20 protein-coding genes and 1 tRNA gene are annotated in these 24,588 nt (G+C 65.5%); 11 read left to right on the top strand and 10 right to left on the bottom strand.

Annotation, left to right across the window (positions count from 1 at the left end; all coding sequences use genetic code 11):
- Nucleotides 1-32: 32 nt before the first annotated feature.
- The 3 genes from fmt to ACSQ1W_RS21125 all read left to right on the top strand — a co-directional run bounded on the left by fmt (nt 33) and on the right by ACSQ1W_RS21125 (nt 3,701).
- Nucleotides 33-953: a methionyl-tRNA formyltransferase gene (fmt, locus tag ACSQ1W_RS21135; RefSeq protein WP_436046316.1), complete on the top strand. Its 921-nt coding sequence runs from the start codon at nt 33-35 to the stop codon at nt 951-953.
- Nucleotides 950-2,245, top strand: a complete 1,296-nt coding sequence (gene rsmB / locus ACSQ1W_RS21130; RefSeq protein WP_436046314.1) for a 16S rRNA (cytosine(967)-C(5))-methyltransferase RsmB — start codon at nt 950-952, stop codon at nt 2,243-2,245. The genes fmt and rsmB overlap by 4 nt, the downstream gene beginning before the upstream one ends.
- Before the next feature lie 178 nt (nt 2,246-2,423).
- Nucleotides 2,424-3,701: an O-antigen ligase family protein gene (locus ACSQ1W_RS21125; protein ID WP_436046312.1), complete on the top strand. Its 1,278-nt coding sequence runs from the start codon at nt 2,424-2,426 to the stop codon at nt 3,699-3,701.
- A 223-nt stretch (nt 3,702-3,924) separates the two neighbouring features.
- On the opposite strand, the gene ACSQ1W_RS21120 is transcribed toward ACSQ1W_RS21125, so the two are convergent.
- Nucleotides 3,925-5,382 carry a glycosyltransferase family 4 protein gene (locus ACSQ1W_RS21120; protein WP_436046311.1) on the bottom strand — a complete coding sequence of 486 codons (1,458 nt, stop codon included), beginning with the start codon at nt 5,380-5,382 and terminating at the stop codon, nt 3,925-3,927.
- Nucleotides 5,312-6,550: a glycosyltransferase family 4 protein gene (locus ACSQ1W_RS21115; protein WP_436046309.1), complete on the bottom strand. Its 1,239-nt coding sequence runs from the start codon at nt 6,548-6,550 to the stop codon at nt 5,312-5,314. Before ACSQ1W_RS21115 ends, ACSQ1W_RS21120 begins: the two co-directional genes overlap by 71 nt.
- A gap of 330 nt (nt 6,551-6,880) precedes the next feature.
- Here ACSQ1W_RS21115 and ACSQ1W_RS21110 point away from each other — a divergent pair, with 330 nt between their 5' ends.
- The 3 genes from ACSQ1W_RS21110 to ACSQ1W_RS21100 all read left to right on the top strand — a co-directional run bounded on the left by ACSQ1W_RS21110 (nt 6,881) and on the right by ACSQ1W_RS21100 (nt 9,663).
- Entirely contained in the window at nt 6,881-7,696 is an 816-nt protein-coding gene (locus ACSQ1W_RS21110) for a glycosyltransferase family 2 protein (RefSeq protein WP_192271082.1), read from the top strand.
- Nucleotides 7,696-8,724, top strand: a complete 1,029-nt coding sequence (locus tag ACSQ1W_RS21105) for a CDP-glycerol glycerophosphotransferase family protein (RefSeq protein ID WP_436046307.1) — start codon at nt 7,696-7,698, stop codon at nt 8,722-8,724. The genes ACSQ1W_RS21110 and ACSQ1W_RS21105 overlap by 1 nt, the downstream gene beginning before the upstream one ends.
- 108 nt (nt 8,725-8,832) lie before the next feature.
- Complete coding sequence (locus ACSQ1W_RS21100) at nt 8,833-9,663, top strand: glycosyltransferase family 2 protein (RefSeq protein WP_436046306.1); 831 nt, start codon at nt 8,833-8,835, stop codon at nt 9,661-9,663.
- A gap of 10 nt (nt 9,664-9,673) precedes the next feature.
- Here ACSQ1W_RS21100 and ACSQ1W_RS21095 read toward each other — a convergent pair whose 3' ends face one another.
- From ACSQ1W_RS21095 to ACSQ1W_RS21070, 6 genes are read right to left on the bottom strand one after another with little or no spacing between them, the layout of a single operon-like run.
- A complete protein-coding gene (locus ACSQ1W_RS21095; RefSeq protein WP_436046378.1) occupies nt 9,674-10,726 on the bottom strand; it encodes a glycosyltransferase family 9 protein in 1,053 nt (350 codons plus the stop codon).
- A 2-nt stretch (nt 10,727-10,728) separates the two neighbouring features.
- Entirely contained in the window at nt 10,729-11,484 is a 756-nt protein-coding gene (locus ACSQ1W_RS21090; protein WP_436046304.1) for a glycosyltransferase family 2 protein, read from the bottom strand.
- Nucleotides 11,485-11,511: 27 nt separating this feature from the next.
- Nucleotides 11,512-13,044 carry a PH domain-containing protein gene (locus tag ACSQ1W_RS21085; protein WP_436046303.1) on the bottom strand — a complete coding sequence of 511 codons (1,533 nt, stop codon included), beginning with the start codon at nt 13,042-13,044 and terminating at the stop codon, nt 11,512-11,514.
- A complete protein-coding gene (locus ACSQ1W_RS21080) occupies nt 13,044-13,538 on the bottom strand; it encodes a PH domain-containing protein (protein WP_436046301.1) in 495 nt (164 codons plus the stop codon). Before ACSQ1W_RS21080 ends, ACSQ1W_RS21085 begins: the two co-directional genes overlap by 1 nt.
- Entirely contained in the window at nt 13,535-15,001 is a 1,467-nt protein-coding gene (locus tag ACSQ1W_RS21075; protein WP_436046299.1) for a tetratricopeptide repeat protein, read from the bottom strand. The genes ACSQ1W_RS21080 and ACSQ1W_RS21075 overlap by 4 nt, the downstream gene beginning before the upstream one ends.
- Before the next feature lie 16 nt (nt 15,002-15,017).
- Entirely contained in the window at nt 15,018-15,917 is a 900-nt protein-coding gene (locus ACSQ1W_RS21070; RefSeq protein ID WP_436046298.1) for a lauroyl acyltransferase, read from the bottom strand.
- A gap of 91 nt (nt 15,918-16,008) precedes the next feature.
- On the opposite strand from ACSQ1W_RS21070, the gene dtd reads away from it, so the two are divergent.
- The 5 genes from dtd (at nt 16,009) to ACSQ1W_RS21045 (ending at nt 22,102) form a co-directional block, all read left to right on the top strand.
- Nucleotides 16,009-16,449 (top strand): D-aminoacyl-tRNA deacylase, encoded by a 441-nt coding sequence (gene dtd, locus ACSQ1W_RS21065; RefSeq protein ID WP_436046296.1) that lies wholly within the window; start codon nt 16,009-16,011, stop codon nt 16,447-16,449.
- A gap of 100 nt (nt 16,450-16,549) precedes the next feature.
- Entirely contained in the window at nt 16,550-18,403 is a 1,854-nt protein-coding gene (gene rpoD, locus ACSQ1W_RS21060; RefSeq protein WP_192271056.1) for an RNA polymerase sigma factor RpoD, read from the top strand.
- Between the two features lie 170 nt (nt 18,404-18,573).
- Nucleotides 18,574-20,094, top strand: a complete 1,521-nt coding sequence (locus ACSQ1W_RS21055; protein ID WP_436046294.1) for a glucan biosynthesis protein — start codon at nt 18,574-18,576, stop codon at nt 20,092-20,094.
- A complete protein-coding gene (gene mdoH / locus ACSQ1W_RS21050) occupies nt 20,091-22,064 on the top strand; it encodes a glucans biosynthesis glucosyltransferase MdoH (RefSeq protein WP_436046377.1) in 1,974 nt (657 codons plus the stop codon). The genes ACSQ1W_RS21055 and mdoH overlap by 4 nt, the downstream gene beginning before the upstream one ends.
- Nucleotides 22,027-22,102 (top strand) — tRNA-Ile (locus ACSQ1W_RS21045). The genes mdoH and ACSQ1W_RS21045 overlap by 38 nt, the downstream gene beginning before the upstream one ends.
- A gap of 270 nt (nt 22,103-22,372) precedes the next feature.
- Here ACSQ1W_RS21045 and ACSQ1W_RS21040 read toward each other — a convergent pair.
- Nucleotides 22,373-23,314 (bottom strand): 5'-nucleotidase, encoded by a 942-nt coding sequence (locus ACSQ1W_RS21040; protein WP_436046293.1) that lies wholly within the window; start codon nt 23,312-23,314, stop codon nt 22,373-22,375.
- 84 nt (nt 23,315-23,398) lie between these two features.
- On the bottom strand, nt 23,399-24,373 hold the full coding sequence (locus ACSQ1W_RS21035) for a hypothetical protein (protein ID WP_436046291.1): 975 nt from the start codon (nt 24,371-24,373) through the stop codon (nt 23,399-23,401).
- Nucleotides 24,374-24,588: the final 215 nt, after the last annotated feature.

The following is a 24,588-nucleotide window of genomic DNA, read 5'->3' as shown; positions in this document are numbered from 1 at the left end:
GCTTCATCCCCCTTTCCGGAACCCGCACTCCCATGAGAATCATCTTCGCCGGCACGCCGGCGTTTGCCGTGCCCAGCCTCCGCGCGGCGCATGCCCACCATGAGGTGGTCGCGGTCTATACCCAGCCCGACCGTCCTGCCGGTCGCGGGCGCGGGCTGACGCCGTCGCCGGTGAAGCTGGAAGCGATCCAGCGCGGCATCCCGGTGCTGCAGCCGCTGTCGCTGAAGAAGAAATCCACCCAGGACGCGCTGCGCGAGATGCAGCCGGACGTGATGATCGTGGTCGCCTACGGTCTGATCCTGCCGCAGGCGGTGCTCGACATCCCGCAGTACGGTTGCTGGAACGTACACGCCTCGCTGCTGCCGCGGTGGCGCGGTGCGGCTCCCATCCAGCGTGCGATCGAGGCCGGTGATGACGAGACCGGCGTCTGCCTGATGCAGATGGAAGCGGGCCTGGACACCGGACCGGTGCTACTGGCTCAGAGCCTGCCGATCGGGCCGGACGACACGGGTGGTCAGTTGCATGACCGTCTGTCGGACCTTGGCGCGCAGGTGCTGCGCGATGCGCTGGGTCTGCTGCGCGCGGGTGTCCGTCTGCCGCCGCACCCGCAGTCGGAGGTGGGCGTCGAGTACGCGCACAAGCTGGACAAGGCAGAGGCGAAGCTGGACTGGACGCAGCCTGCCGAGGTGCTGGCGCGCAAGGTGCGCGCCTTCAACCCATGGCCGATCGCCGAAGCGCAGGTCGCCGGCGAACGTCTGCGCATCCACGGCGCCGTGGCGGTCGGGCAGGCGCATGCCGCGTCGCCGGGCAGCTTGCTGGCCGCCAGCCGACAGGGCCTGGATATCGCCTGTGGCGAGGGCGTGCTGCGCGTGCGCGTCGTCCAGCGCGAGGGCGGCAAGGCGATCACGGTCGCGGATTACCTCAACGCGCGACGGGACCTGGTGTCGCCGTGAGTACGCAGGCCGGCGTCGCGGTGCGCGTGATGGCCGCCAGGGTGGTGGATGCGGTGATGCACCGCGGCCGCTCGCTGAAGGCGGAACTGGCCACGAACCTGCCCCGCATTGAGGACGCCCGCGATCGCGCGCTGCTTGAGGCGATCTGTTTCGCGGCACTGCGATCGCGCGCCCGCAGCGAGGCGGCATTGACGTCGTGGATGTCCAAGCCGCTGGGGCGCGCCGACAACGAACTACGCGCGTTGCTGCATGTGGGCTTCGCGCAGGTGGTGGTGATGGGATTGCCGGCGCATGCGGCCCTGTCGGCCACCGTCGAGGCGGTGCGTGCCCTCGGCCGTCCCCATCAGGACAAGCTGGTGAACGCGCTGCTCCGGCGCGCGCAACGCGAAGGGTTGCCCTCCGCGCCTGCCGACGCCCTGTGGCCGGTCTGGCTGCGGCAGCAGGTACGCGAGGACTGGCCGGCGCAGGCGGACGCGATCTTCGCGGCCAGCCACCAGGAGGCACCGCTCTGGTTGCGGGTCAACCGGCGGCGTCTTACCCGTGAGGCCTACCTGGAACGCCTGGAGGAGGCGGGCATCACCGCCGCGCCGGCGGATGGCGTGCTCGATGCCCTGGTACTGGATGCACCGGTGGCGGCCACGGCATTGCCGGGCTTCGCCGCTGGCGATGTCTCCGTGCAGGATGGGGCGGCGCAGTGCGTTGCCGATCTGTTCCACGATCTGCCGCAGGGTGCACGCGTACTCGATATGTGCGCGGCACCCGGGGGCAAGACCGCGCATCTGCTCGAGCGCGACCCGACGCTGCAGGTGCTCGCGCTGGATGTCGACGACCGGCGCCTGCAGCGCGTGCGCGAAACGCTGCAGCGCGTGGGTGCGGATGCGCAGCTGCGCGCCGCGGATGCCGCGGACACGGTGGCATGGTGGGACGGGCAGTTTTTCGATGCGGTGTTGCTGGATGCGCCCTGTTCGGCGACCGGCATCGTGCGCCGCCAGCCGGACGTGCTGCTGCACCGGCGCCCCGAAGACCTGGCGGCGCTGGTCGCTCTGCAGGCGCGCCTGCTCGATGCGGCCTGGCACGTGCTGCGTCCGGGGGGGCGATTGGTCTACGCGACCTGTTCCCTGCTGCGCAGGGAGAACGCGGATCAGATCGATGCTTTCCGCGTGCGACATCCTGACGCACGGATCGAGCCCGTGGGAGAGCATTGGGGTCATCTCGACGGCGCAGGGCGCCAGCGCCTGCCCGGCGAACAGGACATGGATGGATTCTTCTACGCGTCGATGCGCAAAGCGTGAGTCGCGTTGCAGGATGCCGCGCCGATCTCCCATCTCACGGTAACGGGCGTTCGCGGATTCTTGGCATGCGGCATACTTCCCGCGTGCCGGCAGGCCATCGATTCACGCCACGTTGACGTTGTGGCGAAGGGGATGGCGCAGACTTCCTGACCCAGGAGGTTTCCGGGCCGCTGCTTTCATGATCGTGCTGTTGCCATTCGCAGGACCCGAGGACATGCAGGAAAGGAGTACACGTCGACAGGATGTCGCGCGCGGGTTGGCGTGGCTTGCCGGATTCAGCGCAGCCGCGTTGCTGGTGGTGCCGAAAGGCCTTTCGGTCTTCGCCGTGTTGATGCTGGCCGCAACGGTGCTGGCCTTGCCCAACGCCTGGCGGAGCCGGCGGCCTGTGCCGCAGGCGCTGTACATCCTGTTGGCGGCCGCGCTGGGGGTGGTTGCGGTCGTGGCAGTGTCCATGTGGATGGATGGCGCGCCGTTATCGGTGCTGGACAATCCATCGCGCGCGTTGCTGCTGCCGTGGTGTGCGTGGCTCGCATGGACGACGCGTGTGCGCATGTCAGGCTTGTGGTACGGCGCGTTGACGGGCTTGCTGATCGCGTTCGTCGTTTCCATTGCGCAGATGTCGCTGGGCGTCGAACGGGCCAGCAGCGATGCGAACCCGATCGTGTTCGCCAATGCGGTGCTGGCGCTGCTGGTCATCGCCGTGTTCTGTCGTCCGGCCCATGACGGCAGAGCCTTGAAGTTGCTGCTGGCCATCGCGATCGTGCTCGCCAATGTGGTGGTCATCCTCAGCGGCAGTCGCGGGGTTCTGCCCGGACTCGGGCTGGTGATGCTGATGCTGCTGGTCGGCACAGCGTCCCGCCATCGCTGGTGGCGTCTGGGGGGCGCGGTCTGCCTGCTGTGTGCGCTGTTTGTCGCCATGTGGACGGTGCCATGGCTGTCCAGTCAGTTCCGGCTCGACCAACTTCACGACGATGTGTCCGGCTTCGCTGTCGGCGAAGTAGACCAGCCCATCAGTGCGCGCATGGCGTTGTTGTCGGTCGCGTGGGACGCGTTCCGCGAGTCGCCGCTGACAGGTGCGGGGGTTGGGACTTTTGCCGACCGGATCGATGCCAGCACGTATTGCGAGGATGCGCAGCGGCACTTCTGCGGGCTGGGTCACGCGCACAACGACCTTGCGCAATGGGGGGCGACAATGGGGCTGATTGGCGTCGCCGGCCTGGCGATACTGTACCTGGCGCCGCTGTGGGTGGCTGCACGACAGATCCGGCGCGAACACCTTCATGTGCCCATCGGGCCGGCATGGACGGTTTGCATGCTGGTAGCTACCTACATGGTGTCGGGACTGACACAGTCGATGTTCGCCCATGCGCTCAGTACCAGTGCCTTCGTCGTGTTCGTGGGACTGTTGCTGGGGAGCGCCTTGCCGCCAAAGCAAATCAATGGCGTGTCCGGGTAGCGCAACGGGGGTGACGGGACTGCCAGCGCATGCGGCGCTGGCTGGACCGTAGAAGCCGTGTGTGCGCAGCGATCTTCATCGGGACAATCCCTGCGCTCCTGCGACGGCAGGTGCACGGCGACAAAACGGCACAGGGGGCGATCTTCGCGGCAGGCCTCGCTGCGGGCCCACCGCAGGCATGCGCTCCGCTATCCCTGTCGGAGGTGAGGGCTGGAAGCGGGGACTAGGTGGCGTCGGTGGATGGCGGCGTCGGCCATCGAGGTCGGTGTTGCTTGCTTCCTCTCTCCGGAAGAGCAGTCCCGACAGGCTGAAGGCGCGGGTCGCTTCCTGGGTCGGTCGATGACTCGGAGCTAACCAGGAGCTGAAGATAGATGTTCTCCGTCCGCCGAATGAATCGATCGATGCCGAACTCGGCCACTGCGTGTTCGCGCGCGGCCCGCCCTCGCCGCCACAGATCCTCGCGGTCTTCCAGCATGGAGCGCAACGCCTTCGCCATCGCCTCGTGGTCGTGTACCGGCACGACCCAGCCGTCCTCGCCATCACGCACGTTTTCAGGCAAACCCGCGTAGTTGGTCACCATCACGGGTTTTCCCATCGCCATCATTTCGCGGCAAGCGAACGAGATCGTCTCGACATCGTAGGACAGCACGAAGCCGGCATCCAGCGAAGCGATCATCGGACGGACATCGTCAAGCATGCCGGGGAAATGGAAGTGCTCGCGCAGGCCCGACTGTTCCAGCAGCTGGTGTTGCGACTGCGATGGAGGGTGCCCGGCAATGACGACATCGACGCGCCGACGGTCTTCGTCGGACAGCAACATCAATGCGGAAACCAGGTCGGTCCAGCCCTTGTAGTCCGCCGTACCGGCGTTGCTGCCAATCCGCAGCCGTACTCCGCCACGGTGGCTGGGGTGCGTTAGAGGCGGCGAGTAGAAGGCGGTGTCGACGCCGTTGTGAACGGTCTCCGGATCGCAACGGCGGTAGGGTGTCGCGTGCAACTGGCGGAGAACGTAATCGCAGACAGCGATGGCCTTGTCGGCTCCGAAGCGTGCGCGCCACAGATGCTGCAGCCCCACCATCGATTTGGTGTTGTGCTTCGTAACGACGATGCGGGGGCGATGCTTCAATCCCCGCAGTGCGGCCATCACCAGGCGGTGGTCCGCGGAGCCATTGACGTGCACGATATCGAAGCGATGTTCGGCGAGATACGCGTGCAGCCTCGCGCGAGCGCGCTGGCGCGCCCGCCAGCGGCGCAGTCCGTTGGGGTAGGTCTGGGCGAACGCACTGACGTTCGGGAACGCCTGGGTTTCGCGGAACAGGCGGCTCTCTCCGGGGACTGCCACATGCACGTCATGGCGCTGCGCCAACCCGCGCGCCAGTTCGCGGATGTACGTCGTGTGGCCGCCACCGCTACCGCTGTGGAAATTGGTGTACAGCAGTTTCATGCGGGGAGCCGGCCGGTGAAAGCGCAATAGAGAAAGGGCGTCATCGTGAGTCGCAATGGCTCTTCTTCCCGATGCCGGTAGAACTTGTGGACGTCGATTCGCCGCGTGTTTCTTGCCCGTCGGGAGGCGCGCCTCAGCGTGCCTGCGGGTCGGCGGAGCAGGGGCGTCACTGGGCAGCTTCCGGCGTGCGTTCGCCGCCCCGGAGGCAGCACTCCAGCGCGGCCAGCTGACGGGCATTCCAGCGCTGGGCGTCGGCAAAGGCGGCCTGGCCCATCGTGCGCCGCGCCGCGGCATCCCTGGACAGGCGGACGATTTCGTCGGCGAACGCCTGATGATCCTGGTCCGCCACGACGACGACGCCATTCCTGAAGTCTTCCGGCAGGCCACGGACGCCAGTGGCTGTTGAAACGGTCGCAATCCCGGAGCCCATGGCGTCCAGCAGCTTGATGTTGATGCCCGTACCTGCGACCGTCGGGTTGACCGACAGGGGCGTTCGAGCGAACGCCTGGTGGAGGTCGTCGACAAAGCCCAGCTTCTCCACATTCGGAAGATCTGGCAGCCAGTTGCAGATGGAGCCGGCGACTCTCAGCCTGAAATCAGGGATCTCGCTTACAACGCGCGGCAACACGTGATCGAGGAACTGCCGCAAGGAGATCTGGTTCGAGAGCATGTTGGTGCCGAGGTACAGCGCCACATGATCGGCGCCATGATCGGACACCGCCTGGTCAAGGCCGATGAAGTGACTGACGACGGCGATATCCGGATTGCGTTCGCCCTGGTGGTTCTCCCCCAGCTGTTTGCGGAAGTTCTCCGCTTCTTCCCGCTGGATGGCAATGGCGGCATCGGCGCGTCGCAGGCCCCTGTTTTCCTCGTCGCGGGTGAGTGAAACCCAGTATCCCTTGCGGAAACCCCTTGCAACGAAGGCGCGGTGCCTGTCGGCGAAGGAATCATGCGTGTCCAGCAATTTGCGCGTGGTGGCCGGAAATGCATCCAGCGCCCGCGAATTGACCGCGTACTCGACGATGACTGCATCGAATTCCCGCTTCAGTCCCTGTAGCTGGAGGGTCCAGGCCTCCCGCCAGCTCTCATCCAGGCGTGAGTAGTGGCTACGGTCGTTTCCCAGCCTGCGCAGAATCTTCCGTCTTCGACGCAACAGCTTGCCGCGGAACCAGAAGGCAGCGCGCGACAGCCGTCTTCCGTTGTCCAGGTGCAGGAAATCCTGCGTGCCGAAGAACGCCACATGAGAAGCCGTATCTGGCTTCTGTGTATCCAGCTTCGATGTGAAGTGGATGAACGTCAATTCATGGCCGAGCGTCTTGATCGCCTTGCACAGTTGCAGAATGCGGACGCTATGGCCTGCCTTGGCGGGAAAGACGGGTGTCATGGAGACAACCGCGATCTTCATCGGCGGTCGGTCGGGACGAAGGCCATCCGCGTCGACCGTGGCGGAGGCGCGAGGAGATCCAGCGTTCTCAGCCTGCTGCATCAGGGGGCGATCAGTCATGCTGGCGAGACCAATCGTGCGAGCCGCGAGACGCAGGAGAGCCGGCGCCGCCGACGACCAAAGTGCGCTGCATGGGGGGTGGGGGGGTCAGGGTGAAGTCACAATTGTCCGGGGCGCGCGTGTCAGCGCTAGGTGGCGCCCGCAGGTGAGACAGCCGTCAGTCAGATACACGGCGAAACGCAGGTTTCGTGGGGCTCGCCGCCGATCTGGTCTGGGCCCTAGAATGTGACCATGTCGCCGCTGCCCCTGTCCCTAGTCGTCATCACCCAGAACGAGGCGGCCAACATCGGCAGATGCCTGGATAGTGTGTCCTTCGTCGCAGAAAAGCTGATCGTTGACAGCGGCAGCACCGACGGCACCATCGCTATCGCGCAGGCCCATGGCGCCAGGGTGGTGCACCAGGACTGGCTGGGCTTCGGGCCGCAGCGCAATGCCGCGAGCATTCACGCCGCCCACGACTGGATCCTGGTCCTGGATGCCGACGAGTTCCTGTCTCCGGAACTTGCCGCGCAACTCGAGGAGGAGCTGCCTGCACTGATGGCATCGGGGAAGGCCGGTGCCTGGTTGCGGCGCCGTACCTGGCTGATGGGGGCGCCGATGCGCTGGTACCGGCCGATGGTCGGGGAGCGGTCGGCTCGCATCTACCATCGCGGCCGCGCGCGCTGGACCGATGCACGCGTGCATGAATCCCTGCGATTCGATGGCGAGACGGTGGAGTTCAAGGCGCCGTTCAACCACGCCGACAACCCCAGCCTGGTGCACAAGCAGCTGAAGGTGTTGCGTTACAGCGAACTGAAGGCGCTCGACTGGCGCGACAAGCAGCGGCCGGTCCGCATGTGGCTGACGCCCCTGGTCTATCTGTCCAGCTTCATCAAGGACTACCTGTTGCGCCTGGCGTTTCTGGACGGCTGGCGCGGCTTCATCATCGCGCAGACCGCGGCCAGCTACGCCACCTACAAGCGCATGCGCTACTACGAGATGCAGCGCAATCCCGCCTCCGTCGACGCCGCGCACCGCAAGCTCGCCCGCCACGAACTGGAACACTGATGGCCAAGCACTATCTCCTCTACGGCTCGGAGCGCTACGCGCTCGCCATCCTGCGCCCGCTGCAGGACGCCATCCGCGCACGCGGCGGCGAGGCGGCGTGGTTCTTCGATGGTCCCGGCGCCGAAGACCTGCGTCCGGACGAGAAGCTGCTGACCACGACCGAAGAGGTGCGGCGCTGGAACGCCATTGCGGTGATCACCGGCAGCAACGCGGTGCCGCACTTCTTCCCGGGGGTGAAGGTCGAAACCTTCCATGGTTTCGATGCCGGCAAGCCGCGGCATATCTATATCCGCGGATTCTTCGATCTGTACTGCACCACCGGGCCCAACGACACCCGCGCGTTCTCCGAGATCGCCGAGCGCGTGGGCCATTTCAAGGTCGTCGAGACCGGCTGGCCGAAGATCGACCCCTTCATGCAGGATATCGCCGGTGGCCTGCCCCCGGTGCGCAAACCGCCCGTCATCCTGTATCACTCCACGTTCTCGCCCTCCTGGAGCGCGGCGGAGACGCTGTACGAAGAAGTGAAGCGGCTGTCGCGCGGCGGTGAATGGAAGTGGATCGTGACCTTCCATCCGAAGATGAATCCGGACACCGTGGCGAAGTTCCGCGCGATCGAGAACGAGCACCTGCGTTTCGCCGACGACGACAACATCCTCGACCTGTTTCCGCAGGTGGACATGATGTGTTCGGACACCTCGTCCGCGCTCAACGAGTTCCTGCTCACGCACAAGCCGGTGGTGACGTTCAAGAACCGGCGCCCGGGTCCGCAGCTGATCGACATCGACGATGCGGCCCAGTTCGAGCCGGCGATCCGCCGCGCGCTGTCGAGGCCGCCGGAACTGATGCAGGCCATCGTCGCGTATGCCGACAGCATCCACCCGTACCGCGACGGCCGCTCCAGCGAGCGCGTGCTGGATGCCATCGATGCGTTCATCGCGGCGGGTTCACGCAACCGCAAGTCCAAGCCGATGAACCTGTGGCGCAAGTTGAAGATTCGCCGGCGCATCGGGTACTGGGGTCCGGCCTGAGGCCGGGACGGAAGGCACTACCGGCTGTCATCTGGGCGAGGGACAATCCATTTGGGAACGAGCGTCGAGCCGAGGGGGCATCGACGCCGTGCACGTGTGGAGGGCACCATGAAGATCACCGTCATCGCCAGTACGTACAACGCCGAGGAATGGCTGGAGAAAGTCCTGCTGGGCTACCGCTGCCAGACCTGGCGCGATTTCGAGCTGATCGTGGCAGACGACGGATCGCGCGCATCGACCCGCGCGCTGGTGGAGCGGTTCGCCGCCGACTATCCGGTGCCGTTGCGGCATGTCTGGCACGAAGACGAGGGCTATCGGCGCCAGGAAATCCTCAACGTAGCCATCCTGGAAGCGCGGCACGACTACCTCCTGTTCACCGACGGTGACTGCATCCCGCGGCGTGATTTCGTGCAGATCCACGCCGAGCAGGCGGAGCCGGGGCGATTCCTTTCCGGCGGTTACTGCAAGCTGAGCATGAAACTCAGCAAGGCGATCGGCGCCGACGATATCCGTGACGGACGCGCCTTCGATCGCGGCTGGCTGCGCGCACAGGATCGTCTCGGCCTGTCGAACACGCTGAAACTGGGCGCGGGCGCGCTGACAGGCCGATGGCTGGACACCGTCACCACGACGCGGCCGACGTTCAACAACTGCAATTCATCGGCATGGAAGTCGGATCTGCTGGCGATCAACGGCTACGACGAGCGGATGAAGTACGGCGGGCCGGATCGCGAGCTGGGCGAACGGCTGGAGAATCATGGCGTCCGCGGCAAGCAGGTCCGCCACCGCGCCATCTGCGTGCACCTGGATCATGCGCGTGGCTACAAGACCCGCGAGTCGGTGGAACGCAACCTCGCCATCCGCGCGCAGACGCGCGCGCAGCGCATCACCTGGACGCCGTACGGCATCGACAAGACCGCCTCGTCCAAGGCGGGCTGAATCCGGGGAATCAGCCCGCCGCTCGGGTCGGCAGCGCCTCCCAGGCTGCGATCACGTCCGCGGCGGGGATGTCGCGCACACGGCTGGCCTCGCCCTGCTCGCCGCCGAGTACGGTGATCGCGCCGGGTCCGATCGGGCGCCATTTCGCCGGAGAGGCGGCGCCGAACATGACGACCAGAGGGCAACCGAGCGCGGCGGCCGCGTGCGCGGGCCCGGTGTCGACCGAGACCAGGCTGTGCGCCTGCTCAAGCAGCGCGAGCAGGCGCGGGATCGGCAGTTCGCGTGCGGCGTTGTGCATGCGGGGATCGCGACCGGCTGCGGTCGCGATCTCTTCCAGTACCGCGTGCTCGGCGGGCGATCCGCACAGCACGATGCGCGCCTCGGGCAGATCGCGCCAGACCGATGCCGCCAGCGCAGCCCATGCCTGCGGCGGCCAGTACTTGGGGTGCGAGGCCGTCGCCACATTGCCCCGCTTGTGCGTGCGCTTGTTGCCGGGCTGGAACAGCACGCAGGGGCCTTCCAGTCCCTGTCCGGCACGCCATTGGGCGAGGTCGCGGCGATCCTCTTCGGTGATCTGCAGGCGCGGATAGCGGTACGCGAGCGGATCGACCTCGCGCGTCGGATACGTGTGGTCTGGATCGCGCATGCCGATCCGCAGCCAACGGTCCGGCCACAGACGCGTGATGCCGTCGCTTTCGTCGTCGTCGCGGGTGCGTTGCACGCGGTCGTCCGGATGCAGGCCGGCGCGCGTCAGCAGCTGCAGGGTCGCGGCATCGGTGTCGCAGACGTAGACGGGGCCGCGGCCCCGTGCCCGCAGCCAGCGGACGGCGGCCCACTGGCTGGGACAGAGCAGGTAGGGCGTGTTGCGGCTGGTGACGATCCGGACGTGTCCAATCTCCGGCAGGGGCTCCAGCAGGGGTCCGGTCCAACCCCCGGAGCCCAGCACGTCGACACGCTGGCCATACCGTGCATGCAGCAGCCGGACCATGGTGGTCAGCATCACCACGTCGCCGAAGGCGCCGCAGCGCACGACCAGGGGCGGCGCGGAGGTCATGTCGTTCACGGTCAAGCGGCCTTCCCCAGCTCATGCAGATGTCGATACTTGCGGATCACGGCGCGCGCGTGGCTGGCATGGAACCACCAGCCCTGGCGACCGTCGCGCCAGGCACCGCGCAGCAGGTACATCTTCAACCAGTAGGCGGCCGCATGCGTCCATGGGCTGATCGCGGAGCAGCGCTTGCCGTCCTCGTGCCGCTGTTCGGCCCACAGGCGCGCATAGCGGTCGTTCTTGGCGCGATGCGCGTCCAGCGTGCGCGCCGTGTTGTGCTCGATGACGATGTCGCTGTCCTTCACCCGCTTGCCGGCGAGGTCGGGTTTCTCATGCACGCGCATCGGCAGGTAGCGATGGTCCGGCCGCACCAGCCGCTCGGTGCGCTCGAATCCGCTCAGCATGCGGCCCAGGAACCAGTTGCATCGCTTCAACTTCCACACATCGGCCTGCTCGATGGCGCCGCTGGCGAACAGCGCGCGCAGCGGCGCCTCGCTGCCGTCGGCGAGCCACTCGTCCGCATCCATCAGCAACAGCCAGGGTTGGGTGGCGCGGCGGATGGCCTCGTTCTTCTGGCCGGCGAACCCCAGCCAGTCCTGGTGCTCGACACGCGCGCCATGCGACCGCGCCAGTTCGACCGTTCCATCATCGGATCCACAGTCCAGCACCAGGATCTCGCTGCACACGCCCTGCAGCGACGCGAGGCAGCGACCCAGCCGGTCGGCCTCGTTCTTGGTGATGATCACCGCGGATAGGGGAAGAGGAGGCGTCATGGCGTCGGGAGGGGCATCGGCATCGGGTCACCAGTGCAGGCGTCGCCGCGCCAGCGCGGTGATCAGTCGCTCGTGGACGGCTACGGCGTCGGCCTCGGGGATGAAGCGCAGCGCCAGCGGTGCGGACATGCCGCTGGCACCCGCGGTGTCCAGCCACAGCGTCGCGGTCCCCATGCGATGGTCCAGCGGCGAGCGCGACAGGCGTAGCGCCTGCAGCTTGTCGATCTCGGCGAAGCGCCAGTAGCGGGACCACCAGCCGCTGCGCACGGCGACCAGATGGTCGTCCAGCGCCCATCCGATCCGATGCGCCTGCCGGCGTGCGGCGTAGGCGGCCGCAAGCATCCACGCCAGCCCGGGCAACCACACCCAGGCGCCGAACTGCCAGGCGACCAGTGCCGTCACCGGCAGCAGCCATGCGAGCGAAGGCAGCCACAGGCGCCAGCGCGCGGACGCATCGACCGCCTGCCAGTCGTCGCGCGGCCATTGCGCCTGCGGCAACAGGTGGGAGATCAGCGCATCGCAGGCGTCGGGTGCTGCGATGGGGGCGACATCCTTAAGCGCGCGCATGTCCTGCTGCCCCGATTTTTCGGCGACCGCCGTGTCGATGCGCAGCGAGCGGCGACCGAACAGGCGGTGCAGCACGCCTTCGTGCAGCGTCCACGCCTGGATGCGCCGGCGCGCGACGCTGGTGCGCAGGCGTGCGAACAGGCCGCGTTCCACCATCAGGCGGCGCGGCTCTTCGGTCAGGCGGAATCCGTGGAACTGCGACAGGGCCAGCGCGACGGACAGCAGACGCACCAGGGCCAGCGCGACACCGATCAGGGCGATGCCGCCCGCGGCGCCGGCCAGCCAGCCCAGGTGCAGGCCTTCGGCATAGCCGTAGGCCTGTTTCGCGCCTTGGCGGAAGAACTGCTCCATCATGCTCTCGGGCAGGATCTGCCACGCGGCACCGAAGCCCGCGGCCACCACGATCATCCCGCGATTGGAGATCAGGCCCAGCCGCAGGACTTCCATCGTCGACAACGACAGCAGGGTGGTGCCCTGGTCGCGCGGCACCGCCTCCTGTCCAGGGGCAACCGGCGCGGCCTCATGCGACTGGTGGCGGACCAGGTCCTCCAGCGCCAGCGCCTCGTGCAGGCCGAGCACGCGCATCTGCGCTTCCGGCTTGGTGCCGCCGGCCGATTCCAGCCTGACTTCGGCCACGCCGAACACGCGGTGCAGCAGCGACTGATGCACGACTACGTTGTGGATGCGCGAGAACGGGATCTCGCGGCGCGACCGGTGCAGCAGCCCTTCGCGTACGGTCAGTCCGTCGCGCCCGATCGTGTAGCGATAGGTGAAGTACTGCAGGATGGCCAGCACCACCAGCACCGTGATGCCGATGATGGGCGCGAACGAGGCCCACAGCTCGCCGTCGCCACTGCTCCTGCGCGCGCCGAACACCACCAGCGCGACCAGCGGGAAGATGAACTGTTTGAGCTGCTGCAACAGCACGAACAGCCACGACCAGGGATGCAGGCGGCGTTCGTCGGGAGGCGCGCCGTGGAGTGCTCCGTCCATCACAGGGCGTCGTCGTGGTCGACCTGGGTCGCCAGCCGCTCGCGCAGCCGCTCTGCATCGTCCGCATCCAGGCCCGACACGGTGACGGCGGCCATGCGGGTGCCGGCCGTGTGCACGACCAGCGTGGACAGTCCGGCGCTGCGCTCCAGCGGCCCGCGTTTCAGGTCGAGGTGTTGCACGCGCGAGATGGGCACGTGCGTTTCGCTCTGCCACCAGTTGCCGCGGCGCACCGCGAATCCGCGATCGTCGAGGCGCCAGCGCGTGCGCCGGTGGCGCTTGACGGCGACCCAGGCGCCCACCGCGGCACCGATGAGGGCGGCCGCCGGCACGGCGAGCCAGGGCGAGACGACATCCATCGATCGGGAGATGAAGAACACCGGGAAGCCGAGCGGGAACAGCAGTGCTGCCCCGCCGAGCGCGGCGAGCCAGGCGCCGCGACCGGGCAAGGCATGCCACGCGTCGTTCGGAGATGCATCTATGTCGGGGGATGTCACTGCTTGCCTACCCTGAGTTCGTCGATCATGCGGTAGTCGAGCACATAGTCGCGCCCACCGCGATAGCGGCTCAGGCGCGCCTTCATCCGCTTCAGGATCGCCGCCCGATCGCGGCCGGTGTATTCCGGATCCGCGCCCATCTTGGTCACGGCAAGCTGCTGGAACCGGACCGCCTGCTGGAAGTCGCGGTTGGCGGCCAGTGCCGCAGCCACCGTGTCGAGTTCAGCCCATCCGAGGGAGTCCTCGCGGCCGATCATGTACTGCGCGAGTGCCAGTGCCTGGGCAGGATCACGTTGGCCGTCCACCGGGCAGGTGGCCCAGATCCAGACGCGCTCGTTGCGCGCGCTTTCCACGCCGGCTTCCTCGGCGCGCGTGGCCCACTCGGCGGCCTGCCTGCAATCGCGCGGCAGCCCGGCCATGCCATCCAGATAGTAGTTGGACTGGGCCAGCAACGCGTCGGCTGGCGTGCCCTGGGCGGCCGCGCGTTGCAGGTGGGGCAGGGCGCGCAGCGCCGCCGCATCCGTTTGCCCGTCTTTTCCGTCGGTGATCGCCATGAAGGCCATCCAGGCCGCCAGGCCATGTCCGTTCTGGCTGGCCTTCTCCCACCACGCCAGTCCGGCCGCCTCGTCCTTGGGTGCGACGGCCGGCATCTCGCCCAGGTAGGTGATGTTGCCCGCCGCGTACTGCGCGAGCGCGTCGCCGTCCTCCGCCTTGCGGAAAATGGCACGCACACGCAGCTGCTGCCATTGGTCGTAGTCGGGCCAGGCCTCGTTGAGCCGTGTGCGCCTGGCGGCGTCGTCCAGTGGCGCGCGGTCCAGGGTGGCCAGACTGGGCGCCGGCCCTTTCAGTGCATTGGAGACCGACATTTCCAGCACGCGGGATTCGCTCATCCCGGTACGCCGGATCTGCTCGTCCATGACGACGGAAATATCCCCCACCATCGACATGTAGAGGAAGCGCCAATGACCGTCTTCGCGCACGAACGCCGGCCCGAAATGGAATTGTGTCTCCGTCGGCGGGCTCAGTTCCCCGATGGCCTGGTCACCCAGAAGGGTGACGTGCGACAGGCTCGGCAACGCCATTCCCGCCTGGGACGCCCGCACATTGATCCAACCGCGGCTCACGCAAAGCGTGGCCACCGCGCGGGCGTCCATGGCCTGCAGGGCGTCGTCGGACTGCGATGCGCGCAGGAGGTAGACGACGATACGGTCGAGGACCGGAAGGCGGCGCAGCTGCTCCGTCGAGGCATACAGCGCCATGTCGCGAAGGAACCCCACATGCGCAAGGCTGGACGCCGACAGCATGTCCACGGACTCGACCTTGTCCTGGCTGCTCAGCGTGCTGTAGCGCTCCCAGGTCCGCGACACGTCGTTCATCGCGGACACATCCTGTGTCGCCCATGCCGGCAGCGCCAGCACGCCAGCCAACATCCCGGTCAGCCATCCCCGTATCCGCATCGTCATCCCCTGTTCGTTCACCTCAGCGGTAGGGGTTGGCCTCGCCGCTGCCCGCAGGCCGCAGCGTATAGCGTTTGTAGGTCCACTGGTACTGCGCGGGATCGCGTCGCGCGATCCGCTCGACGGTTTCGTTGAGCGCGGTGACCGCCGCCACCGGATCCGCATCCGCGATCGCCGGGGGAGCGGGTTCGACGTGCAGCGCGAAGTCCGGTCCGGGTCCGATCCGCTCGCACCAAGCGAACAGGACGACCGCGCCGGTGCGCTCGGCGAGCCGCGAGACCAGCGTCATCGTCAGCGCCTGCGTGCCGAAGAAGGGGGCGAACTCGCCGTCGCCGGCCTTGGGCTGCTGGTCCGGAAGGATGCCGACCGCACCGCCTTCCTTGAGCACCTTCCACAATTGGCGTACGGCCGGGCCTTCCGCGCGCACCTGGCGGATGTTGTCGGCGCCGCGCACGCGCAGCAGGAACGCATCACCGGTCGGCGAGGCCGGCGGGCGGTAGACGATGGCAAGCGGGCCGCGCGAGGCCAGCCACTGGTTGAGCAGTTCCCAGTTGCCGAAGTGCGGCGCTGCGACGATCACGCCCTTGCCGCTGGCCAGCGCCGCGTCGTATAGCGCCTCGCCGTGGCGTTCGCGCAGGTAGGCGAGGTTTTCCGCGGGCGGTCGGGTCCAGAAGCGAAGGGTCTCGAGCGCCTGCCGGGAGGTTGTCCGCAGGATGGCGCGGTGCAGTTCCTCGCGCTGCCCCGGCAGCAGATCGGGGTAGGCGATCTCGAGGTTGCGGCGGGTCACCCGGCTCTCGCGTGCGTCCGCCTTGCGCCACGCCCACGCCATCAGGTCGCCGAGGGTGCGCAGCCAGGACCAGGGGAGGCGCCCGAGCAGGGCGGCGGCGTGGTAGCCGAGGGCGGCGAGGGTGTCCGGTTTCATGCGTCGAGTGTAGCCAACCCGGATGGCGGTCCCCCGGCGGCGAGGGCGCGGAGCGACGTTATCCTGTCGCTCCCCGTCCGGACATCCCGCCATGCTTTCCCTGATCCAGCGTGTGACCCGGGCTTCCGTGGCCGTCGACGAACGGGTAATCGGCGCCATCGACGGCGGGTTGCTCGCGCTGGTCGCCGTCGAGCCGGGGGACAGCGACGCGCAGATCGCGCGCATGGCCGAGCGCTTGCTGGGCTACCGCGTGTTCGCCGATGAGGCCGGACGCATGAACCGCTCACTTTCCGAGACGGGCGGCGGCCTGCTGCTGGTCAGCCAGTTCACCCTGGCGGCAGATACGCGGTCGGGGATGCGCCCCAGCTTCACGACGGCAGCCCCTCCCGTCGAGGCTGAACAGGGATTCAACCGCTTGGTCTCGATCTGCCGGGAAAGGCATGCCGGGAGGGTGGAAACCGGCCAGTTCGGTGCCCATATGGTGATCAGCCTCGTCAACGACGGGCCCGTGACCTTCCTGCTCCGCCCCTGACGTTTCCCCCTTGCCGGGCACCAGGTTGCAGGAACCCAAGCCGGTCCGGGCTGGTATAATACGGGGTTCTCCCTTCCTCACTCCCGGTGGCGCAACCTCCATGGCCAACGAACGTCCTGCGCAGCAGTCCGATATCAAGCTCTTGATCAGCAAGGGCTTGGAGCAGGGCTATCTGACCTACGCCGAAGTCAACGATCACCTGCCGGACGACCTGGTCGACCCGGAGCAGATCGAGGACATCATCGGCATGATCAACGGCATGGGCATCGATGTCCATGAAGTTGCCCCCGATGCCGAAACCCTGCTGCTGGCCGACGGCAACACCGGCAACCGCGAAGTCGACGAGACCGCGGCCGAAGAAGCCGCTGCCGCGCTGACCTCGCTGGATACCGAAGGCGGCCGCACCACCGATCCCGTGCGCATGTACATGCGCGAGATGGGCACCGTCGAGCTGCTGACCCGCGAAGGCGAAATCGCCATCGCCAAGCGCATCGAGGAAGGCCTGGGCCAGGTGCAGGCCTCTCTCGGCAATTTCCCGTGGTCGATCGAGCTGCTGCTGGAAGAGTACGAACTGCACAAGGCCGGCAAGAAGCGCCTGGCCGAAGTCGTCGTCGGCTTCAACGATGTCGAGGAACCGGCGCCGGAAGTACCGGCCGCTGAAGAAGCCTCTGACGCGACCGAAGACGCCGAGGACGAAGAAGACGGCGACGACGATACCGCCGAGGAAGCCGCGCCGACCGGTCCGGATCCGGAAGAGGTCGCGCGCCGCATGCAGGTGCTGGCCGACGGCTACGCCAAGTTCAAGAAGTCCTATGCCAAAAATGGCGCGGACAACAAGGCCGTCACCAAGCTGCGCGCCGAACTCGGCGAGACCTTCGTCACCCTGAAGCTCCCGTTGCCGCTGACCGATACGCTGGTCCGCAAGCTGCGCGAAGTCGTGGCACAGGTGAAGGACCATGAGCGCCGCGTGCTGCACCTGTGCGCCAATGTCGCCAAGATGCCGCGCAAGGAATTCCTTCGCGCCTGGGAGGGCAACCAGACCAACCTCGGCTGGGTCGACGAAGTGCTGAAGCGCAAGCAGAAGTGGTCGTCGGGCCTGCGCGACGTGCGCGAGCAGATCGTCGCCGAGCAGGAAGCCACCATCGCCGTCGAGCAGGCGATGCACCTGACGCTGGCCGACATCAAGGAAATCAGCCGTGCGATGGCCTATGGCGAAGCCAAGGCGCGCAAGGCCAAGAAGGAAATGGTCGAGGCCAACCTGCGCCTGGTCATCTCCATCGCCAAGAAGTACACCAACCGCGGCCTGCAGTTCCTCGACCTGATCCAGGAAGGCAACATCGGCCTGATGAAGGCGGTGGACAAGTTCGAATACCGCCGCGGCTACAAGTTCTCGACCTACGCCACCTGGTGGATCCGCCAGGCGATCACCCGCTCGATCGCCGACCAGGCGCGCACCATCCGTATCCCGGTGCACATGATCGAGACGATCAACAAGCTCAACCGCATTTCCCGCCAGATGCTCCAGCAGTACGGCCGAGAGGCCACGCCGGAAGAGCTGGCCAAGGAAATGGACATGCCCGAGGACAAGATCCGCAAGGTCATGAAGATCGCGAAGGAACCGATCTCCATGGAAACGCCGATCGGCGACGATGAGGATTCCCACCTGGGCGACTTCATCGAGGACACCAACGTGGAGTCCCCGATCGAGAACACCACCAACATCAACCTGTCGGAAACGGTCCGCGACGTGCTCGCCGGCCTGACCCCGCGGGAAGCGAAGGTGCTGCGCATGCGGTTCGGTATCGACATGAATACCGACCACACGCTGGAAGAGGTCGGCAAGCAGTTCGACGTCACCCGCGAGCGTATCCGCCAGATCGAAGCCAAGGCGCTGCGCAAGCTGCGTCACCCGTCGCGTTCGGAGCAGCTGCGCAGCTTCCTCGACATCGACTGACGCATCCAGGCTTCATAAGCATCAGATAAACGCGGCCCCGATGGGCCGCGTTTGTTTTTGGCGTACGGGAGAAGGTTTTACGACGTCAGCCTTTTCATCTTCGTCACGCGTGGATGCCTAGACTGGGCGCACCCCACGAGCAAGACTTCCGCGTGCAGCGACGGGATGCAGTGAAATCCGTCCTCGCCATGGCGTTGCTGGGCACCATGCCCCGCGCGCTGGCGCAGGTTTCGACAGCAGCGAACACCGCCGCACCCTCCACACGCTTTGACTTGGAAACGGTTCCACGCCTCGCGCAGGCGATGGCGAAGCAGCCCTTCCGCGCGCCAGGTGACAGCCTGCCTGCGGCGTTGGCGGCCGATTACGACGCGTATCGCGACCTGCGTTTCGATCCGGGCCAGGCGATCTGGCGCCGCGAAGCCCTGCCGTTCCAGCTGCAGATGTTCCATCGCGGTTTCCTGTTCAAACAGCGCATCGATCTTCACCTGGTGCATGACGGAGCCGCCACGCCGCTCGTCTACTCGCCCGCGATGTTCTCGCTGCCGCCCGGGGTCGGCGCGGAACTGGGCGCGGACACCGGCTTTGCGGGATTCCGTGTGCATACGCCGCTCAACCGGGCGACGGTGTACGACGAACTGATCGTCTTCCTGGGGGCGAGTTACTTCCGCGCGCTGGGCAAGGGACACCTCTACGGCCTTTCCGCGCGCGGACTGGCGCTGGGCAGCGGCGATCCCGGCGCCGAGGAGTTTCCGGTGTTCCGCGCCTTCTGGATAGAACAGCCCGCATCCGATGCGGATCATCTGATCGTCCATGCCCTGCTCGACAGTCCGAGTGTCGCCGGCGCTTTCCGTTTCGCGATCCGGCCCGGCGGAGAGACGGTCATCGATGTGCAGTCGCGCCTGTATCCGCGCGTGGATCTTGCCCGCGCGGGTATCGCGCCGTTGACCAGCATGTTCGAGTTCGACGCCGGCGACCGCGCCGGGGTCGACGACTACCGGCCTGCCGTGCACGACTCGGATGGACTGGCGATCTTCAACGGCAAAGGCGAGCAGATCTGGCGGCCGCTGGGAAATCCGCCGCGCGTGCGCACAAGCGGGTTCGTCGACCGGCAGCCACGTGGTTTCGGACTACTGCAGCGCAAGCGTCGCTTCGCCGATTACGCCGACACCGAGGCGCGCTACCACCAGCGCCCCAGTCTCTGGATCGAACCGGTGGGCGAGTGGGGAGACGGCGCGGTGACGCTGGTGGAGATTCCCACCGCCGACGAGTACCACGACAACATCGTGGCGTTCTGGCGACCGCAGCAACCGCTGCGTGCCGGCCGCGAGTATCGCTTCGACTACCGCATGCACTGGTGCGACACGCACCGATGGGAGCCTGCGTTGGCCACCGTCGGCGCCACCCGCATCGGCGCGGCCCCGGATGCAACGCGACGCCTGGTGGTGATCGATCTGGAGGGGACGCGCCTGGCGTCCATGGCCCATGACACGACGCCGACGCCCGACGTCTGGGCGGCCCATGGCGACGTCGTGAATGCGGTCGCGTATCCGAATCCGGAAGCGGATGGATGGCGACTGAGCTTCGAATTCCGTCCCCACGGGGACGGACATGATGTGGAACTGCATGCGCGCGTGCTGGAGGGGCATACGCCGCTGTCCGAAACCTGGCTGTACCGCTGGAGCCCGCAATGAACGACCGAACCCCGCCTTCCACCACCCCGCAGAGTGAGTGGCTGCCCCTCGAATCGCCCCTGCCCATGCCGGTGCAGGAACTGCGCACAGGACGTCTTTCGTCACGCCCGCTGCCCACGTCGCCCGCCGGGATCGGCGGACGTCGTGCCCTGGTGATGGGCATCGCGGCGATGTTGACGCTCTTCGCGACCTACCAGGTGTGGTGGGTACTGCGCGGGGGTGGCATCGACGTGCTCGAGGGTATCCTGCTCGTGCTGTTCGTCGCGCTGTTCGCTTGGATCGCGCTCTCGTTCTCCAGTGCCCTGGCCGGTTTCGTCATGCTGCTCGCGAAACGTCCGCATCCGCTGGGTATCGATCCGGACGCGCCGTTGCCCGCGCTGACCCAGCGCACCGCGCTTCTCGTGCCGACCTACAACGAAGATCCGTGGCGGGTCCTCGCGGGGGTCCAGGCGATGCACGAGTCGCTGGGGGAGAGCGGTCAGGGGGATCGCTTCGACTTCTTCATCCTGAGCGATACGACCAGGCCGGAGACGCAGCGGGAGGAACTCGCGGCCGTGCAGGAACTGTTGCAGCGGCTGGGACGTGGCGCGCGCGTGTTCTACCGGCGTCGCCAGAAGAACACCGAACGGAAGGCCGGCAACATCGCCGATTGGGTCCGCCGTTTCGGCGGCGCCTATCCGCACTTCCTCATCCTGGATGCGGACAGCCTGATGACCGGTGACACCTTGGTCAGGCTGGCGGCGGCCATGGAGCGGCAGCCCATGCTGGCGCTCGTGCAGACGCTGCCGATGATCGTCAACGGGCGCACGTTCTTCGCGCGCATGCAGCAGTTCGCCGGGCGTGTGTACGGGCCCGTCGTCGCACATGGCATTGCGTGGTGGCATGGTGCCGAAGGCAACTACTGGGGACACAACGCCATCATCCGCACCGCGGCGTTCGCGCGGCACGCGGGTCTGCCGCACCTCGGAGGCGGAAAGCCGTTCGAGGGCGCGGTGCTGAGCCACGACTTCGTCGAGGCGGCGTTGCTGCGCCGGGGTGGCTGGGCGGTGCACATGGCGCCCGGGCTGGGCGGCAGTTACGAAGAGGGCCCGCCATCGTTGACCGACATGCTCGTGCGCGACCGTCGCTGGTGCCAGGGCAACCTGCAGCATGGCGCCGTATTGCCCGCGCGTGGCCTGCACTGGATCAGCCGCCTGCACCTGCTGGTGGGCATCGGCCATTACTTCACCGCGCCGATGTGGGCGATGCTGATGCTGGTCGGCCTGGCGATCCCGTTGCAGCAGGCGGGGTTCCATCTGGACCAGCCACACCTGGCGGGATTCACCCCTGCGCTGTACTGGCGCGGTGGCGACCCGGAACGGTTCCTGTGGGTTTTCTACTTCACCATGGCGGTGTTGCTTGCCCCGAAAGTGATGGGATGCGTCGCCACGATGCTGGACCCCGCGCTGCGGCGGCAATGCGGCGGCGGCGCGCGGATCGCCGGCAGTGCGTTGCTGGAAACGGCGATGGCGGCGCTGATGGCGCCCGTCACCATGTATGTGCAGTCGCGCGGCGTGGCCGAGGTCCTCGCAGGCCGTGATTCGGGTTGGGAAACGCAGCGCCGCGACGATGGCAGTGTGTCGCTCGGCAGCCTGCTGCGGCGATACGCCGGACTGACCCTGTTCGGTGCCTTCAGTGGCGTCGTCGCCTATCTGGTGTCTCCCGCCTTGGCTGCGTGGATGGCGCCGGTGATCCTGGGCATGGTGTTGTCCGTGCCGATCAATGTCCTGACCGCCTCGCCCCGGGTGGGAAGCCGCCTGTGCGCGGCGGGCTGGTTCCGCACGCCGGAGGACACCACGCCGCCGCCCGTGCTCGACCGCGCCCTCGGACTTCGCGCCCGGCACGACAGCACGCCATCGACGAGTGACGCCTCCGGTACAATTCTGCCGCTGGGGGCCTATAGCTCAATGGTTAGAGCAGAGGACTCATAATCCTTTGGTTCCAGGTTCGAGTCCTGGTGGGCCCACCAATTGCTTCAATCGCCTGCGCAAGTGGTACCGGACCCATAAGTTGAAACATTGTTTCAACTTATGATGAAAAAAAAGGCAATAGTTGCAACGACTTGCCTTCGAAATGATCCCGGGCGGGGCGCTCTGATGGCGCATCCGGTGCGATTGGCTTTCCTCCTGCCGGAAGTGGGCTTGTCGGTCCGGTTGGCCGCAATCGGCCAGAAGCGGACATCAATGCCTGAGCTAGGCCGCGCCGCGAAGAGGCGTCGGCTTGAATGAACTGTTAGCAGTCAATCTTTTGGTTTGTTCGTGATGCCGAAAGGAATGTGGACTGATGGAGCTACCTCGCTTGCGGTCGCAAGATGCCCGGATTGGTCGTCAAAGAAGATATGCGGTTGTAGAACGTCCAAGACAAGCTTCTTCTCTACCCCTCCAAGAAAGAATGCATCATTCGCCATTACTCCCCAACTCTTCAACGTATTGATAGCCCGCTCATGGGAAGGTGCATTCCTTGCCGTGACAATAGATACGCGAAGACGATTCTTATAGGTTGGATCTGCTTTTCGCTTCTCTTCTTCGACCTTCTGTATCTTTGACACTTTAAGCAAAAATTCCTTGAGTGGACCACCGCCGAGTGGCTCCATTACGTTGGCAGTCTCATGGTCGTGGAACTTTAAGACGTCTTTCGTCTGCTGCATAACGGTCTCAGCAGTGTCATCAGCCACTACGCCATCGAAGTCGAATGCGATCCGCAAGGTTTTGTCTTGAGGGTCATCAATCTTCTTTGATTCCATCACGTAGCCGGCTGGAAAGCCCTTGGCGATGGCTTCAAGAACATCGCTCTGGTTGGATGAAAGGAACAACGAAATATTCAGAGCTGGGATGTAGTCGTATGGAGACACGCCTTGCTGAAAGATCGCACGAGTTATTCCTAATCCGTGATGTTCGATGGACTTCATCACGCGAAGTCCCGTGTCTGGATCATTACGAGAGAGCAAGACAACCTCTATCAATGGCCCTGTACCTGCTGGACTTAGGTCATTGAGTGTGAGCAGTCGCTTGATGAATGAGAAGGCGACCCCCTCACTCAACGGGTTGTTCTTATGAACCTCTTGATACTGTCGATACGGCTCCTCCCCCTGACTCCTGAAAATCTTGTCTGATTCAGTCAGATCAAACATGGCGCTTGATGCAACGCCAACCACAAGCCTGTCTTTCAACTCGTATGCCACAATTCCTCCAGTGACTGCTAACGCTTGAATTAAGCCGCGCCGTGAAGCGGCGCCGGCTTGAATGAAGTTTTAGGTGCGCCGCGACTAGAACGGAATCTCATCAATAAAGGGTGTCACGGGAATGGCGCCTTCAGGAAGAGGAAGGCTGCTCACGGTGTAGAGGTTCAAGATGTCCTCACGGTCCATAAAAAGCAGCTGGCTCCGCTTAGAGGCGTCAAGCTTTCCGCCAAGCCAGTTTCTGGCCTGCTTGGTAATTTCACCGCCAGCGACAATGAAGGCATGATCGACTAGCACTTTTTTGCTTGTTTCGGGGTCGAATATCTCGTGTCCAAGCATCATTAGGGCTTGATTGTGGATCTCCGCGATGTTCGCGTTTGATGCTCTTGACATGCCGGATGCGTCCAACTTTCCCTTCTTGGCTTGTAACCCGAAGTACAGAACATGCTGGGTTGGTAGAACGTAGCGCATCCAGATATCTTTGCCGTACTCAAGTGCTTTGTCTTTGTGGCCTGCTGCGGATATGCGGTGATAGCCGAGTTGTCGAAAGAGGGGCAGCAGTACGCGCTCAATTAGCTCGTCCTCAGAGCACTTGTCTAGGTAGTTGGACAAGTGGTCGCGCTTCTTCAGTTCCGCTGTGGTGAATGGGCGGTGCGGATTGGGTGCGGCAGAGACGGACTGTGTACGGATGTGTTTGAAATAGAGAAGGCCATCTTCTCCGTAGAAGGCCTCGTAGCCTTCTCTATGCAATGTTTTATTGAGGGTGCTTAGGGCTTTGGAACGGTCAGGATCTTCATCCGTTGCGTCAGATCTCTCCATAAGAACTTGAAAGACCTTTACGAAGCTATCCGGCAACAAGTTTGGGCCTGGCTGTGGCTCCTGGAGCAGTTCCTCAAGCTTTGAGGATGTCCAACTCCATCGAGTTGATCCGTCATGTACAAAATCAAGATCGCATTCTTCAAAGAATCGTGTGATGTAGCTGCTCGATCTGTAGTGAAAGTGATCGGCGTCGCCGATGATCATCTCGGCGAGTTCACGGAGATTTCTACTCTTGAACTTCATCTCTGGATGATAGCGACAATCCTTACAGCGCACCCAACTACCTAATAGCCGGATCCCTGGGTCCGGTTATGCGACTTATCCACAGCGCACCGTATGGCGGCCCATCCCCTTGATGCGGCAAGATCATAGAGCGCCCGGGTCCGGCTAACAAGCCGATGAATAACCTGACCCAGCAGGGGCCAGGGCGTGCGCTCAGGCGGATTTCCGCTTTGGGT

It is taken from the genome of Pseudoxanthomonas sp. LjRoot143 (assembly GCF_964252945.1).
Classification (GTDB): domain Bacteria; phylum Pseudomonadota; class Gammaproteobacteria; order Xanthomonadales; family Xanthomonadaceae; genus Pseudoxanthomonas_A.
This window is presented reverse-complemented; position numbering and strand designations above follow the sequence as displayed.

Bases quoted from the DNA above. Each gene is read 5' to 3' on its own strand.
- ACSQ1W_RS21105 (WP_436046307.1), top strand. From the start codon at position 7,696: ATGGCCAAGCACTATCTCCTCTACGGCTCGGAGCGCTACGCGCTCGCC.
- ACSQ1W_RS21125 (WP_436046312.1), top strand. From the start codon at position 2,424: ATGATCGTGCTGTTGCCATTCGCAGGACCCGAGGACATGCAGGAAAGG.
- ACSQ1W_RS21110 (WP_192271082.1), top strand. From the start codon at position 6,881: ATGTCGCCGCTGCCCCTGTCCCTAGTCGTCATCACCCAGAACGAGGCG.
- fmt (WP_436046316.1), top strand. From the start codon at position 33: ATGAGAATCATCTTCGCCGGCACGCCGGCGTTTGCCGTGCCCAGCCTC.
- ACSQ1W_RS21035 (WP_436046291.1), bottom strand. From the start codon at position 24,373: ATGAAGTTCAAGAGTAGAAATCTCCGTGAACTCGCCGAGATGATCATC.
- ACSQ1W_RS21070 (WP_436046298.1), bottom strand. From the start codon at position 15,917: ATGAAACCGGACACCCTCGCCGCCCTCGGCTACCACGCCGCCGCCCTG.
- ACSQ1W_RS21090 (WP_436046304.1), bottom strand. From the start codon at position 11,484: ATGACGCCTCCTCTTCCCCTATCCGCGGTGATCATCACCAAGAACGAG.
- ACSQ1W_RS21085 (WP_436046303.1), bottom strand. From the start codon at position 13,044: ATGGACGGAGCACTCCACGGCGCGCCTCCCGACGAACGCCGCCTGCAT.
- ACSQ1W_RS21075 (WP_436046299.1), bottom strand. From the start codon at position 15,001: ATGACGATGCGGATACGGGGATGGCTGACCGGGATGTTGGCTGGCGTG.
- dtd (WP_436046296.1), top strand. From the start codon at position 16,009: ATGCTTTCCCTGATCCAGCGTGTGACCCGGGCTTCCGTGGCCGTCGAC.
- rpoD (WP_192271056.1), top strand. From the start codon at position 16,550: ATGGCCAACGAACGTCCTGCGCAGCAGTCCGATATCAAGCTCTTGATC.
- ACSQ1W_RS21120 (WP_436046311.1), bottom strand. From the start codon at position 5,382: ATGCCCGTCAGCTGGCCGCGCTGGAGTGCTGCCTCCGGGGCGGCGAAC.
- mdoH (WP_436046377.1), top strand. From the start codon at position 20,091: ATGAACGACCGAACCCCGCCTTCCACCACCCCGCAGAGTGAGTGGCTG.
- ACSQ1W_RS21115 (WP_436046309.1), bottom strand. From the start codon at position 6,550: ATGAAGATCGCGGTTGTCTCCATGACACCCGTCTTTCCCGCCAAGGCA.
- ACSQ1W_RS21100 (WP_436046306.1), top strand. From the start codon at position 8,833: ATGAAGATCACCGTCATCGCCAGTACGTACAACGCCGAGGAATGGCTG.